This is a genomic window from Vibrio spartinae (genome assembly GCF_024347135.1).
GTDB classification, from domain to species: Bacteria; Pseudomonadota; Gammaproteobacteria; order Enterobacterales; family Vibrionaceae; genus Vibrio; species Vibrio spartinae.
In genome coordinates this window covers 2,576,353-2,591,295 of the sequence record NZ_AP024907.1, presented here as the reverse complement: position 1 = coordinate 2,591,295, position 14,943 = coordinate 2,576,353, and the positions used below count along the sequence as shown (strand labels likewise).

The 14,943-nt window shown below is 36.6% G+C and carries 14 protein-coding genes and 1 pseudogene; all 15 read left to right on the top strand.

The features are described from left to right. Nucleotides 1-121: 121 nt before the first annotated feature. Nucleotides 122-224, top strand: a pseudogene (locus tag OCU60_RS11430) (IS3 family transposase); the annotation flags it as partial. Nucleotides 225-511: 287 nt separating this feature from the next. Further along, nucleotides 512-1,195: an ABC transporter ATP-binding protein gene (locus OCU60_RS11425; protein WP_074373268.1), complete on the top strand. Its 684-nt coding sequence runs from the start codon at nucleotides 512-514 to the stop codon at nucleotides 1,193-1,195. Then, nucleotides 1,183-2,442: an ABC transporter permease gene (locus OCU60_RS11420; RefSeq protein ID WP_074373269.1), complete on the top strand. Its 1,260-nt coding sequence runs from the start codon at nucleotides 1,183-1,185 to the stop codon at nucleotides 2,440-2,442. Before OCU60_RS11425 ends, OCU60_RS11420 begins: the two co-directional genes overlap by 13 nt. Beyond that, the gene (locus OCU60_RS11415) at nucleotides 2,435-3,196 is read left to right on the top strand and encodes an outer membrane lipoprotein-sorting protein (RefSeq protein WP_074373270.1); all 762 of its coding nucleotides are present in this window, start codon (nucleotides 2,435-2,437) and stop codon (nucleotides 3,194-3,196) included. The genes OCU60_RS11420 and OCU60_RS11415 overlap by 8 nt, the downstream gene beginning before the upstream one ends. Next, a complete protein-coding gene (locus tag OCU60_RS11410; protein WP_074373271.1) occupies nucleotides 3,193-4,434 on the top strand; it encodes a hypothetical protein in 1,242 nt (413 codons plus the stop codon). The genes OCU60_RS11415 and OCU60_RS11410 overlap by 4 nt, the downstream gene beginning before the upstream one ends. Beyond that, complete coding sequence (locus OCU60_RS11405; RefSeq protein ID WP_074373272.1) at nucleotides 4,434-5,522, top strand: sensor histidine kinase; 1,089 nt, start codon at nucleotides 4,434-4,436, stop codon at nucleotides 5,520-5,522. Before OCU60_RS11410 ends, OCU60_RS11405 begins: the two co-directional genes overlap by 1 nt. Continuing rightward, nucleotides 5,515-6,309, top strand: a complete 795-nt coding sequence (locus OCU60_RS11400; RefSeq protein ID WP_074373273.1) for a LytR/AlgR family response regulator transcription factor — start codon at nucleotides 5,515-5,517, stop codon at nucleotides 6,307-6,309. Before OCU60_RS11405 ends, OCU60_RS11400 begins: the two co-directional genes overlap by 8 nt. Before the next feature lie 289 nt (nucleotides 6,310-6,598). After that, nucleotides 6,599-7,378 carry an SDR family NAD(P)-dependent oxidoreductase gene (locus OCU60_RS11395; RefSeq protein WP_074373274.1) on the top strand — a complete coding sequence of 260 codons (780 nt, stop codon included), beginning with the start codon at nucleotides 6,599-6,601 and terminating at the stop codon, nucleotides 7,376-7,378. After that, nucleotides 7,378-7,767, top strand: a complete 390-nt coding sequence (locus OCU60_RS11390) for an acyl carrier protein (RefSeq protein WP_074373275.1) — start codon at nucleotides 7,378-7,380, stop codon at nucleotides 7,765-7,767. Before OCU60_RS11395 ends, OCU60_RS11390 begins: the two co-directional genes overlap by 1 nt. Further along, nucleotides 7,767-8,825 (top strand): hypothetical protein, encoded by a 1,059-nt coding sequence (locus OCU60_RS11385; protein WP_074373276.1) that lies wholly within the window; start codon nucleotides 7,767-7,769, stop codon nucleotides 8,823-8,825. The genes OCU60_RS11390 and OCU60_RS11385 overlap by 1 nt, the downstream gene beginning before the upstream one ends. Nucleotides 8,826-8,840: 15 nt before the next feature. Further along, entirely contained in the window at nucleotides 8,841-10,130 is a 1,290-nt protein-coding gene (locus OCU60_RS11380) for a beta-ketoacyl-[acyl-carrier-protein] synthase family protein (RefSeq protein WP_074373277.1), read from the top strand. Nucleotides 10,131-10,139: 9 nt separating this feature from the next. Beyond that, entirely contained in the window at nucleotides 10,140-11,549 is a 1,410-nt protein-coding gene (locus tag OCU60_RS11375) for an AMP-binding protein (protein ID WP_074373278.1), read from the top strand. Nucleotides 11,550-12,266: 717 nt separating this feature from the next. Further along, nucleotides 12,267-12,932: a class I SAM-dependent methyltransferase gene (locus OCU60_RS11370; RefSeq protein WP_074373280.1), complete on the top strand. Its 666-nt coding sequence runs from the start codon at nucleotides 12,267-12,269 to the stop codon at nucleotides 12,930-12,932. Then, a complete protein-coding gene (locus OCU60_RS11365) occupies nucleotides 12,932-14,125 on the top strand; it encodes an AMP-binding protein (protein ID WP_074373281.1) in 1,194 nt (397 codons plus the stop codon). The genes OCU60_RS11370 and OCU60_RS11365 overlap by 1 nt, the downstream gene beginning before the upstream one ends. Next, nucleotides 14,122-14,943: a hypothetical protein gene (locus tag OCU60_RS11360; protein WP_074373282.1), complete on the top strand. Its 822-nt coding sequence runs from the start codon at nucleotides 14,122-14,124 to the stop codon at nucleotides 14,941-14,943. The genes OCU60_RS11365 and OCU60_RS11360 overlap by 4 nt, the downstream gene beginning before the upstream one ends.

Sequence of the window (14,943 nt, the reverse complement as noted above, 5' to 3'; positions counted from 1 at the left end):
TTGCTTGAAAAGTAGTATGACTTGGGTACAGTTAAGGGTACAGATACAATTTTTTAGATTTAAATCGGTACAGTGGTGGCCTATGAGTTTGTATAAAACGATGGCGAGTCAATTTATGATCCGCCCCGACGTGTTTGATTACATCGAATTATTCTACAATCGAGCAAGGCGACACTCACCTCGGAGGAGTCAGCCCAGAGGCGTTTGAAGCAGCCTCAAAATGAGGTTGAAAATTGTCAAGGATATTGGAGGCAGTCCAATCACTAATGAGGTGAACAGTGCTTCACACGACTTCATGCCGCACACTTCTTTTATTGTTAGACAATTCAACTTAGACAGATAACTGTAGTCCCGTGTACATTCCATAAAACTGAAAGCTATATGAAAAGAATGGCATTTCACTCTTATATATGGCAGTTCACGTCGGATAATTACAGTTTATCGCGTTGATTGGTATTGTTTTCAGATCAGTTATAGATTGCCCTTATTGTTTTATATGGTAGGGAAATCGATGTTATCTTTTTCGGAGATTACTAAAAAATATTCATTAGGTAAGCAATCAGTGAATGCCCTTTCATCTGTTAGTGGGCGTATTGAAACCAGTGAAATGACGGCGCTGTGCGGTCCTTCTGGTTCAGGTAAAAGTACTTTACTAAATATTTTGGGGATACTGGATTTAGACTATTCCGGTCAAGTGTCCATAGATGGGCAACCTCTCCCTAAACAAATAAGAGAGGCCACATTACAGCGACGCACCAAACTTGGATTTATATTCCAACGATTCAATCTGATACCTGTTATGTCGGCGTTAGATAATGTGGCGTATCCCCTGTTATTAAACAAAATTGAGCGAAAACTTCATCGTGAGAAAGCTGAAACTATGTTGTGTAAGGTTGGTTTAGAGCAATTTATACATCATAGGCCTGAAACACTTTCTGGGGGACAACAGCAGAGGGTCGCGATTGCTAGAGCGCTTGTTAGCCTTCCAGAAATAGTCATAGCTGATGAACCAACAGCAAGTCTTGATAGCAAATCAGCCACGATGGTGATTGATTTGATGAAAGAATTAGGTCATGAGATGGGAACAACTTTCATAATAGCTACTCATGATGCACGAATGGCGCAACGTTGCGATAGGGAGATTAATCTTGTTGATGGTCAACTTTCGGAGAAGAAAACTCAATGGGAGATATAATCCTACAGTCGATCAAGTTATCGGCCCTCAATCTTCTACGCAATAAACGTCGCTCATTACTATCGGTAGTAATCATTACCGTTGCTGTATTTGCACTATGTTGTGCCGGTGGATTTGGTCTTTATACCTACCGGGCGTTGGAAAATGAAACAGCCATGAGTATTGGGCACATAACTCTGAGTTCTCCATCTTATTTTAAACAAGAAGAAGATACGCCCATGACTAATGGCCTGAGTAATTCCATTAAATTAACTAGGCAGTTAGCAGCGATAAAAGGGATCAGGGCAATATTACCTCGGATTCAGTTTAATGGACTGATTAGTAATGGTGACAAATCGACCATATACATGGGTACTGGTATAAGTCCTAAAGAGTTTGTTATTAAAGGAGAATTCCTGAACATTAAATCTGGAAGTCCTTTAACCGATTCTTCAAAAGCAGTAAAAGAGGTTGAAGAACAACAGGTTATGCTTGGTAGTGGGTTAGCAAAAAACTTAAAAGTAGCAGTAGGTGATTGGGTCACTTTACTTACGACTACCAGTGATGGCGTGTTGAATGCTGTAGACTTTAAAGTGAGTGGCATTTTTTCGTCGGGGATTCCAGATTTAGATAAGCGACAGTTGTATATCCCTGTTGAGCTCGCGAAGTCACTTATAGCAACTAGCAAGGTAAGTACTTTATCCGTTTACTTATATCGGACTAAACAAACTTCACTTATAAGAGAAGAAATAGATAAAGTATTGAAAAGAAAAAAATTGGTGAACAAAGTCATTACCACGCCTTGGCAAAATCTAGCGATCTTCTATACCAAAGTGAAGAATTTGTATAACCGGATCTTCGCGATAATGGGAGGCGTAATGGCTTTAGTAGTATTTATTGCACTATACAGTTCGATGATTACATCAGTAACTGAAAGAACTCGGGAGATAGGTACACTTGCCGCAATAGGGGCATATCCAGGAGAAATAATTCGAGGCTTTCTGATTGAATCGGGAATTTTAGCACTCGTTGGCTCTGCAATTGGTGGTGTTGCTGCTGCATTTGTTTCTTATTTATTGACCATTTGTGTTGTGAATATGCCTCCAGCACCTGGTAGAACGCAAAGTTATCCACTTCACCTAACTTTCTCGTTTGAGCTATTTTCTTATGTGGCCGGTATAGTGATGATCGTATGTTTAATTGCGGCCTGGTTCTCATCAAGAAAAGGCGTGAAAACTCCAATTATTGAGGCTCTTATACATGTTTAGGTATTTATTGACTGTTGTGATTGTTATAACAGGGGAGATGGGACTACCGTTACAAGTTCATGCCGAAAGTGCATCTCGGATGTTAAACCGGGTAGACCAATATCGCTTAAGACTTCCTGAGGCTAAGGTCGTTACGTTAGTGAAACTGTATAAAGACAATACATTGGATAAAACTAGACTTTATTGGGTTTATACACATCCAGAACGAAAATCTCTTGTTCTATTCAAATCCAATGTTGAAGATGGTCAGAAATTGTTAATGCTTTCAGATAATTTTTGGTTACTAATGCCTAATAGCCATAGACCTATAAGAATCACTCCTATGCAGAAATTACTTGGTAGTGCCTCTATTGGCGATATTGCGACGTTAAATTGGAGTGAACAATACACGGCTGACTATACCGGGTTGAGTAATATAGATATGCATGGACAATCTTTCGTTGAGGCCAAATTAGTACTGAATGCAAAAAATAAGGCTGTGACATATAAAAAAATCATCCTCTGGGTTAATCCTCAAACTGATTTCCCGATTAGAGCTGATTTATATTTACAGTCACAAAAGTTAGCTAAGCAAGCTTTCTTCTATCCAGATAACAAAGAACACCCTAATAAAATTGTCTCTATGACATTACTCGATCGAATTAGACCAAACCTAAAGACAGTTATTGAGTACCAAGAAGTTACGCCTTATCACCTTGATGATAAATATTATAATCCGGCTTATTTGATTCGACAGTCAAGGGTTGATGGGTGAGTAAGCTCATACTGGGTCTTGTGTCTTTGTTAAGTTTAACAGTAGTTCGTTACTGTGTTGCTGGCGGTGTCGATTTGAGCTGGCAAACAAGTGCTTCTGCAATGGATACTCGGTCTACTATATTATCTACCGTTGAGTCTCCCGGTACAGACTATTCAGTTGACTCAGTCGTAACGGCGAAAATTACACATGATGAATGGTTTGGTAATGTAACAGTAATGGGAGAAAATTTGCTAAGTTCAGATTCGACAGATGATTTTAATGCTTATCTTTTGGTGCCAGAAGTGTATTGGCAACCTGAGATTGATTTCCTTGAAACACAGTATGATCTGACGTTAGGCAAACAACGCCTTGATTGGGGGGTCGGCTATGGATATAGACCACTTGATATTTTCAAAAATTATCACCGTAATCCATTAGGAATTCAGGTTGATGAAGGTGTGGGTATTGTGAATTTGTCTTATTTCGACGGCGATGGTCAATGGTCGTTAGTTGCAACTGATGAATCGTGGGCCACAGATTCTTTAGATGATGATGATATCCCAAATCAGCATGGAATAGGGATACGGCATTATACGCTTGTTAATGGGACTGAATATCAGGGAATCTTATATTTTGATCAGATACGTCAGGATACAGTTGGAGGGTCGGTTGTAAAAGTATTAGACCCAGCGTGGGAAATGCACAGTTCCTTTGTATATTCGAAACGTGACATAAGTTATCAGCTCCGGTCATTTAATGAAGAGGTCGGTATGGGTGCATGTAATGATGTTTACCAATTCTTGCTTGGTTTTAATTGGGCAGATACGCAAGGGGTAAATATCATAGGCGAGTATTGGTATGACTCTCGAAGTTGGGATCACAAAAGATGGGCAACGGCTTTTAACCGAGTTCAAACTCTCCGAGAAAAACTTGGGAAAACTGGGCTAGTTCAGTCTTATAGCAATGGTCTAGAAAATACGAATATGGTGAGACATAATATAATGCTTCATCTTAGCTTAAACGCTGATCAAAACCAGTGGCTAATGGGAGTTAAACCAACATTAGATCTTTTGATCTCGCCATCGGATGGCGGACTTGTGGTAACTCAATGGCTATCATACTCAATATTCGATTCGGGAAGTTTTGATATACAGATGCAACTAGCTGCGCGTTCTTGCACTGGACTTGATAGTTCGGTATACGCCAACATACCGGATCGTCATAGATTTATATTTAATATAAAGGGAAGTTTTTGATGAGACCTATCTCTCGGAGTGACAGAAGTTTTCGATCTCAGTTTCTTCAAACAAGTTTGTATTGTTTGGCAGTGTCTGGCCTGCTTATGTTGTTTGTCCCTTTAGAAGAGAACTCTCAAGAATGGTGGTTGCTGTTTCACGTTAAGATAATTGTTAGTTTTGGATATGGATATAGCGCGTTGTTCAGTGGTCGATTATTAAAATGGCGTTATCCGAATCTGTCTGAATTCAAAACAAATACCATAGCTTTGATCTGTTGTTTAATCCTTGGCAGTACTAATGCAATATACTGGTCATATCCGATATCTTATAATGAGTTTATAGCGAGTCTGAAGGTAACGGTTTCTCTGGGATTCATTTTCTCCCTGGTCTGCATTTCATTTCTATACATACATGAACAAAAACTCAATGCACAAAATGCATTAGAAGTTTCTAAACGGAAACAATCTGAGCAAAAAAAGACGCTTGCTTTGAGTCAGCTTAAGCAGTTACAAAGCCAAATTGAACCTCACTTTCTCTTTAATACGCTGGCTAATCTTGACGTTTTAATAGATACGGACCCTAGAAAAGCTAAACAGTTATTAGGTCATTTTACAGATTTACTGCGTGGAGGATTAAAAAAATATCGGAAAGGTGTTACTTATCTAAGTGAAGAATTATCGCTTGTGGATTCTTATCTAGCAATTCAGAAGATAAGGTTGGGTGATCGTCTTAGTTACACAGTGAAGAGTGAAATTAGTACAAGTAATTTCTTAATTCCTCCCATGCTAATTCAACCTCTTGTAGAGAATTCAATAAAACATGGGATAGAGCCAAACTCTTCACATGGAAATGTGAATGTTTATGTATTGAAAAAAAACAATCAGATAATTATTCAGGTTATCGATAATGGAGGTAGTATGCATGATTCCTTCAATGTCGGGGGGAATGGTGTTGGACTTGATAACATTCGAAAACGGTTACAGGCAATTTACCAAGATAAAGCTGAATTCAGTCTGAAAGAGAATCGTGATAGAGGAATGACAGCCGAAATAATACTGCCAGGAAATGATGAATATCTTTTGAATCAGGAAATAACTTATGAATGAATCTCTTACAGCAATTTTAGCAGATGATGAAGCATTACTGAGTTATCAGCTTAATAGAATGTTAGCAGACGTATGGCCTGAATTAGATATAAAAGATACGGTTAGTGATGGCGAAGAAGCTCTAGGTTCCATCATTGAAAAAAATCCTGATGTTGTTTTCTTAGATATTCGTATGCCACGGCTCGATGGGATAGAACTAGCAAATAGACTCATGCAATTAGAACACCCACCTTATATTGTATTTGTTACAGCTTATGATGAATATGCAGTCAATGCATTTGAAGCAAATGCTCTGGATTATTTGCTTAAACCGATTACGTTGGAGCGACTAGCGAAATGCGTAGAGAAAGTCAAAGACAGATTGAAACGTGATAGAAATGGTGGCGAGCAGAATTATCTTAATGAGTTAGCTTTACAACTTAAACAGATCACAACGCAATCATCTAAGACGCCACTTAAGTGGTTGCGAGTGCTAAACAGAGATGAGATCGAACTAATTCATATGTCTGATGTACAGTATTTCAAGGCTGAAGATAAATATATAACTGTATACAAAAAAGAAGTTGGAAAGACAAAATCATATTTGATAAGGGGTTGCTTACGTGATTTGATTGAACAATTGGACCCGGACGATTTTTGGCAGATACACCGTTCCATTGTTGTGAGAGTTAGTGAAATAGAAAAAGTAAAAAAAGAAATTACTGGTAAAATGTATGTGTTAATTTCTGGGAATAAATTGCCTGTAAGTAGAGCAATGCAAAGTAAATTCCTCCAAAATAAAAAATAGCGTAAATTAAAGAGTAATCTTTAATAAAGATAACGATTAAATATTTATAAAAATTAAATATTTAGATTATAGATAAAATATATACCTTTATTATATAAAGGTATGGATAACTATTGATTTTAAAACGCAACTATTAAGTTACTAAAAAATAATAGAGATATAAATTAAGTATCAACATGTGATTTGTGTCTCATATTTATAGGTTTGAATGAATATAATTGATATGAAATTACGATAAAGCATTTAATGTATTAAATTGTTTTTAACTATATATTAACCGGAGTGATTTATGTATTCCAGTTGTGGGAGTTTATTATCTTTTGATTTTCTGGATAATAATAAATTAGCGTTAATAATTGCAGGAACCTCGGAAGTGGGTCAAGGTTTAATAGAAAAGTTAATCATGGATGGTTTTTCTGTTGTGTTCACTTGGAATTCTAATCGTTCTGCTTGCGAGTTAATCAAGACGAATTATGGTGATAAAGTTTCAGCAATAAAATTAGATTTAACTTCGGAAAACTCGGTACGGGAATTTTGCTGTTTAGTATCCGATATTGAGTTTGAGGTTGCAATTTATTGTGCTGGGTACAACCCCGCTAAATTATGTAGCGACCTAGAGTTTTCAATGCTGAGGGATACTACGTCACTGAATTTTTTGTCAGGCGTCGCAATCTTTAATGCTGTTGTAATGAAGATGAAACAGAACAAACTTAAAGACAGTAAATTAGTGTTTATAAGTTCAGTAGCATCACAACGAACAAGTGTAGGCAATTCAATCTATGGCGCAACAAAACAAGCTATGGAAAGGTATCTATCCACCTTGGCTCTTGAGGAAGCGAGATTTAATATTCGGACTATATGTATTAGCCCAGGATATATAAAAACAAAAATGTTAGATGAATATTGTCAAAGTCGAGGTGAAAATATATCTAGCATAATTAAAAATATCCCTATGAGAAAAATTCTTAATGTGGATGATGTCGTCAAATGTATTATGGCATTTTTAGGTGGACTTATTACTACAACAGGAACGTCTTTAATAATTGGTAATGGTGAAGGAATAAGATAATGAATATTAAAAAAATAAACAGTATTTTTAAGGAAATAATGTATCTGGATGAGGATGAAAATGTAGAAAAAAACAAATCTTTATTTTCAGATTATGGAATGACATCGATTGACTACATTGATTTTGCGTTCGAGTTAAAAAAACATTTCAATATTGAAATTACACCAGATAATTTGTGGCCGATAAATCAATGGTCAACGCAGGAAACTTTATATTCATTTGATAAAAAGGAATGGACTGAAGTTGGCTTATCTAAAATAAATGAGCTAATTGGGGAGTTCGCTAAAACTCCGATTAGTAAAAATATTGAATTTAAACAGCTATACTCATTCTTTACTCTTGAGTTTATAAATAAAGTAGTTGAATCTCAGTTGATCGGGGAAAAATAATGCACCCTGTTTATATAAAAAATTACGGTATACATCAGGAATACGCATGTGATAGTGACAAATTGAAATATCTATTATTTAGTGAGTCTAAGATTAACTTGGACTCAGTTGATTATTACGAAAGTTTGCATCCGGCATTAAAGGATAAATCTCTGGTTCAGCGTGAAGATCGATCTGTTTTGAACAGTATGTCAAAACTAGTACTGAATGCTTTGTCTGACCTGAGCTGTAAGGTAGACCTTACGTGTCTCTCAGAAGCTAAATTATACACAGCAGCAGATAGTGAAGAACATAGTTTCGTGAATATTCACGATGTTTGTAAACGGTATCCGGGTAGTGAAAGTCTGTTTTTACGTATTAAAGAATATAAAAATACTAGCAACCCACTTGATATGCTTCGTTTGTTACCTACTAATGTTTTATATCACACATCAAAGGTGTTGCTCGATCACGAAGAAGGTACGCCACTAAGAACTGCTTCATTGAGTGGTTTGACAGCTTTAAAGTTGGCTTGCTCAGACATTGAGTTTGAGCGGGATGTCGCTTTAGTAGTGAGTGCAGCAAATATGAAATCATTTGAAAGTCTTGCTGTCTTTAAAAAATTTAATGAAATACGAGAACGTAATGATTCAGTATCTGGCATTATCCCAAGTTGGGGGGCGGCAGTTTTACTTCTTGACAGTGATCCTGAAGATGCCATAGGTCAGATTCTATCTGTTACTGTTAAATACAGACCTAAAATGAAATTCGATATTCTCGATTGGGAACAGTTGTTTAATCGTGAGCGAGAGGCTCATGGTGAACCGGATATTATTGTCAGTTATGCCAATGGGATAAAAGAACAAAATCTGGCGGAGACTGACGCTATCAACAAGGTATTTCCAAATACTAAGGTTATCAATTATAAGCTTATTACCGGGTATACGGGAAAACTAAACAATGTATTAGATATTCTATGTTGCTTGAATGATCCTACGATTCCTAAGAATACAACTGTAATGTTAAACGGTGCAGGGATTAATTATGGTTACGGTTGTATTTGGTTGATAAAACACTGATTAAGAAGTAAGAATATGAAAAACTGTATATCAGAAGATCCATTGTGTATTAGTGCTTACGGTGCGATAACCCCGCTGGGTTCAAGTCTCGATGAAATTTATGATAATTTCATTAATGATGCTAGTGGTGTACGTGAAATTCATAAATTTCATCATTCCGAGTTCGAGACTCATGATGCTGGTTTACCAATAGAAGGGAATGAGAATGTCTGTTGGCCTCGACATAAAAATTTTCGTAATGGTGAACTGTATTACGCTAAGCAAGCGGCTAAGCGACTAAATGGTAGTTTGAAACTTCTAGATCATTACGATTCAGAACGAGTGGGATGTATTGTTGGGATAGATGAGCCAGCAATAGATATAGAGCAATGTATCGATTTTTGCCAAACGCTAGATAATTGCGATGACCGGAAGGCTTTAGTTAATGCAGCGTTGAACCATTTTAAAATTAGTGACTTTTTAGACCTTGATACAACTGCAGTTCTGAAGGTGATCAATGAAATAATCCCATTTTCAGGGCTTAGTTTTGGACATCTCGGGCTATGTTCGGCCTCAACTCAAAGTATTGGGTTGGCGATGCGAGCAGTAAGCCGTGGAGATCTTGATGCTGCAATCTGTGGTGGAATTTCTGCAAAAGTTACACCATTAAATTTGGCAAGATTGGAAGGGATGGGGGTGATTTCTACAGACCAAAATTTTAAAGGAACTGAGAGGTCAAGACCGTTTGACAGACGGAGAAGCGGTTTTGTATTGAGTGAGGGGGCCGGGTTGTTCGCTGTTGAAAAATTATCGAAAGTTCTTGAACGTGGTGATAAACCGCTTGCCATTCTTCTAGGATATGGAGGTTCGCTATGTGCACAACATATTGTTATGCCTCACATTGATGATTTGGAAATGAAGTTATCAATGGAAAGAGCTCTAGCTGATTCTGGATTATCCCCTGACTTAATTGATGTTATTAATACCCATGGGACTTCCACGCAACAGAACGATATTCATGAATCTAGCGCAATAAAAAAAGTTTTTTCTGGTCACAAACTTCCTTTGATTGTTGCGACTAAGTCATTTCATGGACATCTCATTGCTGCGGCTGGTGCGATGGAAATGTTGGGAATTCTGGTTTCGTTCCAGAAAGACTACTTACCAAAAGTGAAAAATTGTATTGAAGTCGATCCTCAATTACCCGGTGACCTTCCTCTGGTTTTGAATGATATTCATGCGCCAGTGAAATTTACATTAAAAAACTCATTTGGAATGGGGGGTGGGGCTGGCAGTTTAGTAATTGGTAATCCCGCTTATATGTAAGGTTAAATTATGATGTCAATGAAATCCCTTTTAAATAGAAAGTGGTCGGTTAAATTTTTCGATAATATCTATTCTTCAGTTGAGGTTGAAAGAATGGCCTTAAGTTGTGCCTGGGAAATCAGCCAAAGTGTCGAAAAGTTGGGAGTAAATGGTACTGATAAACTTTTTGTCTTTGTAATTCGTAATAACTTGGAAGGTATGCTGAGTTATTTCACTGCATCTTTGCTTCGGGTAAGGGCATTCATAGTCAATGTTAATGATCTCAGTATAGTCCAAGAAACGATCGATAGTTCTGCTATTGCAACGTATGTTATGCATAAAGATATCCGAGAAATTGTTGCTCTAAATCAGCGGATAAGTGTGTCATTCGGTGGTGAAATATCTCTGCCTGTGAATGGATATGAGTTAGCAGAATCGCATTATGCCTGTGCCCGGTTTTATTTCTGTACTTCAGGTACAACGAGCAGACCGAAATTGATTCAGTATCACGAAGATAAACTGATCGGGAATGCTGTTCATGTGGCAGAGTATTTAACTCTGAATTCAAATGATAAAACTCTTTGCTTTTTCCCGGTTCAGTATATGTATGGGTTATCCACCATGTTGTGCAGCTTCATATCTGAGGGAGATTTATTTTTTGATTTGTATAACATCAGTACAATAGGTGAATTGGTAGAAAGAAACAAAATCACAAATCTTCCATTAATTGGTGATTGGATGTTGCCGATTAGTAAGATATTTGAGAAAAGAAATATTAAGCTGAAAAATATTCTTAATGCTTCTGATCGACTTCTTACAGTTCAGGCTAAAAGTATGATTCCATATTGTGAAGTGCTTTGGAATAATTTTGGTCAAACTGAATCAGGACCCAGAATATTCTGTAATAAACTGACTTCTGTTACCGATATTGAGAACACTAGTTATGTTGGGGTTGTCGCTCCAGGTAAAGTTATGGTACCTGAAATAAAGGTACAATTATCACAAGGCGAAGAACTGGATTCAGATTGTGGTTATCATATGGTTTATCAATCCCCATTTTCTTTTGATGGTTATGTTAACTCTGTTCTTGAATTGAGTCCAAAACCAGAATGGATCAATTCCGGTGATTTATTCAAGATGGACTCTAATGGGTATTATTACTGGATATCGCGTTCAGTGAATGAATTTAAATATAATGGGAAGTTCGTCCCTATTCAACTTATATCGAATGATATATTACTTTATGTTGGCAATCTCAAACATTATTTTAAAAAAGATGACTTAGGGAAAATTAAACTGATCATGGATAATGATATTTCCGAGTCAGAGCTGAATAGAGTTAAAAATATTCTTGAAGGAGAATGGTATCATTATTCTATTGAAATTATTGCTAGGAAAATTCAAAGAACAAGAACAGGGAAAATCAAAATTCATAGTTGATATTTATTTCTGAATGGATGGTATATATATAAACAAAGATAGAACGTTATTTCTTTGTGTTATTGAACACTCATTATATAAATGGTTTTTGAATAAAAATAGTATTCACAAGTATTTGCCAATAACCGTAAATCGTAAGGCAAGAACTTCTCTTGTCAGAGAAATGACAAAAGTAATTTTTACTGAATACTATATGCCTGTGATTAGCTCTGTTCCTTGGCCTACACCATATTCAATAAGTCATAGCAACAATATGAGTGTAACACTAGTGTCACATGATACAAAAGTAAGCTCCATTGGAGTAGATGTAGAGGACATTATAACTGAAGGTCGTGTCAGACCGTTCATGATTGATTATTTATCAAGATACAAGCAGAGTAATTATGTGGGTTTTAGTATAGAAAAACTGAGTATAGTTATATTTAGTGCAATGGAAAGTTTATATAAGTCAATTTCTGGTCGTTATAAATCGACATTTAATCCCGATGATTATATGTTGAAATGTATTAGCGATAACGTAATTGAATTCTTATATATTGGGAGTATAAATTCACTTAAAGAGAAGTGTTTTTATGTAAATTATTTTCTCGCAGAAAATGTATTCATTACTATATCACTGTTGAGCTACGAATTTAATTCGATAATTGATAATTGTATTATTTCCAACAAAATTGATGTAGATATTAGATAGTAATAAACAACTTTATGGAGCTTTATATGTCTGATTTACTAGTAGATTTAACCCCAGAACATTATGAAAAATTTGCAGTTGAAGGAACTCTTCCATGGAATAATTATCTTAAGCAACGCATTTTGGAAGAAATTAAAGACATTACTTCAGATCAGAAATCATTGCTAGATATTGGCATGGGTACTGGTCACATGCTCTTTGATTTACTGGGCGAGAATCAATTGAATGAATTCAAATTTAACGGTGCAGACTTAGACCCTGAAATGGTCGGATTTTGCTTAGCAAAAGTTAAAGATTTAGACCTAGAAGACAAGGTCAACATCGTTGAAGCAAACGTGAGCAAATTACCTTTCGCTGACCGATCTTTCTCTTTAATTTATGCACGTTCTGTAATTCATCACTGGGCTGAACCAGAACTCGGTATGCAAGAACTATGTCGTGTACTTGATCTTGGTGGAACCCTACTCATTCACGAGCCATTATCGGATGCTAGTGCAGAGGCTCTTGAACTATTTAATAAGTCACGTCATGAATGCGGCGTATGTGATATGTCTACTGAAGAAAAATATACGTTTGATGGTATTGGCAAACTAATCCAGTGCTGTGAATCACCTGCCTTCAAATGTACAGCTACTCTAGGTGAAGGTATCGCAGCCTTAGGATGTGAAATTTTGATCAAACGGGTGAAATAATGACTGACTATAACTGTGCTACTAGCTTTATGGCACATCGGGCTGAATTGGAACAAACCACAGGAATATCTTACACATGTTATGAAGAGTTTTCCAAATCGGTTATTGCCGGTTCTCAGCTACCCATGGAATGGGTAGCTCATAACAAACGCGATTATTCTGGACCGATGTTATTAGGTGCGACAAGCGGAACAACTGGGCAACTTAAATGTATTAAGGTCGCTCTTAAATCGCGGAACGATTCAGTTTCACCGTCTGAACATAATTTGATAGTAAACTTTCGAACGCATGGAGTTTTTTGCCCGGGAGATGTTGTCGGGAATTTATTTACAATCAATTTGTTCTCGTCTCTACATTATTCTGCGTGCGAGATACTTAAGAACTGTAAATCGAGTGTGATACCTGTCGGGGATATTTCACTCTTGGGTCAGACACATTTTGATTATCTAAATGATGTAGGGTTGACAGTATTGTTTGGTGTACCGACGACGATAATTCAGTTTGTTGAGCATATGGAGCGTTTAGGTCGTTCGATACCGATAGATAAAGTGGTTTTTACTGGTGAGCCGATGTTGCCTGCTCATACCAAATATCTGAGAAGACGATTAGGAGACGAGCTACAGATCTTTGGATTGTATGGGCTGTCTGAGTGTGGTTTTATTGGTATGTCATTAAAAGACGACCCAAACTGTTATCAGCTCTTCGATGAAGATTATTTTTTTGAATATACAAGTGATGATGGTCTATTGGCTACTTCTCTAGATGATCAATCTACATCTACGCTTATTCGCTATCCGATTGGTGATTTTGGTGATCTAACTTTAAGTAACGGTAAACTTTACTTCAAAAACATTAGGAGAAAACCAATTGAATTCAATTTTATGGGCAATCTGATCAGTCATGAGTTAGTTGCTTCGAGAATTAATGCTATTGCTCGGATACCTACGATTCAGATTGTTTTATCTCTTACTGATGAATTGCAGGAGTTGATGACGATAAAGTTATGTGCTGAACAACTTGACCACAATGTACTTGCTAATATTGAAAGAAACGTGAGCGAGATACCTGAGATTTTTGAAGCCTATATGAAAAACCGAGGAAGGATATCAGTTGTTGTGGTGAGCTTAAATGATTTCGAATATTCAGCCCGGGGGAAACTATTATTAGTTTGTGATAAAAGGATAACTAAATGATTTCGATTGAGAACTTAGTTTGTCAAATAAAAGATATTGTTAGTAACCCAATTGATAGTAAATCAATCTTGTCGCTAGACTTGTATCATAAACTGCAGGACGTTAGTGAGCAGATTAGATTAATCAAGCATTCTGATTATTGTGTTATTGAAAAATTCATATGCGAACATCAATCTTTGTTAAGTGAATTAGATTCATTGTCTCTAGACTATGAAATGAAATGTGAACTAGCAATTGCAAAAATGATGGGAAATTCCCACCGTGGTACTGAATCTAAGACTGGCTCTTCAGGAATTAACATAGGTGAATTTATTGAATTCTATCGACAATTATTCAATGCTGAAAATGATTTGTTAGAGACTAAGCCCAGAATCATGTGTCATGTTGGTTGCGGCCCGATGCCTTCGAGCGCTTTGATGTGGATTAGAAATTCTGACGTGAAGATTAGGGCGATCGATTATGATGCTACTGCAGTAAAGCTTGCAAAATGCGTATTTGACAATTGGCGATGTAAAAGTGATATCAGTGAAGAAAGAGTTAAGTTCTCTTGTATAGCAGGGGAAGATTTTAATTACAAAGGTGTTGATTTAATAATACTTTCTTCATCTATTTCAAATAAATCAAAGCTCTATCAGCAGATTGCAAACACAATTGATTCTCCTGTACAGATTATAGAACGAGAACCAAACTTTCTTTACGAAGTGAATTACCTCAATCAAGACATGGCTGATATTACCTGTAAAAAAATGTTGTCAGTAGGTAATGTTGATTTGCGTTTATATAGCTTGAGTCCACAACATAAAATGCAGGTAATGTGA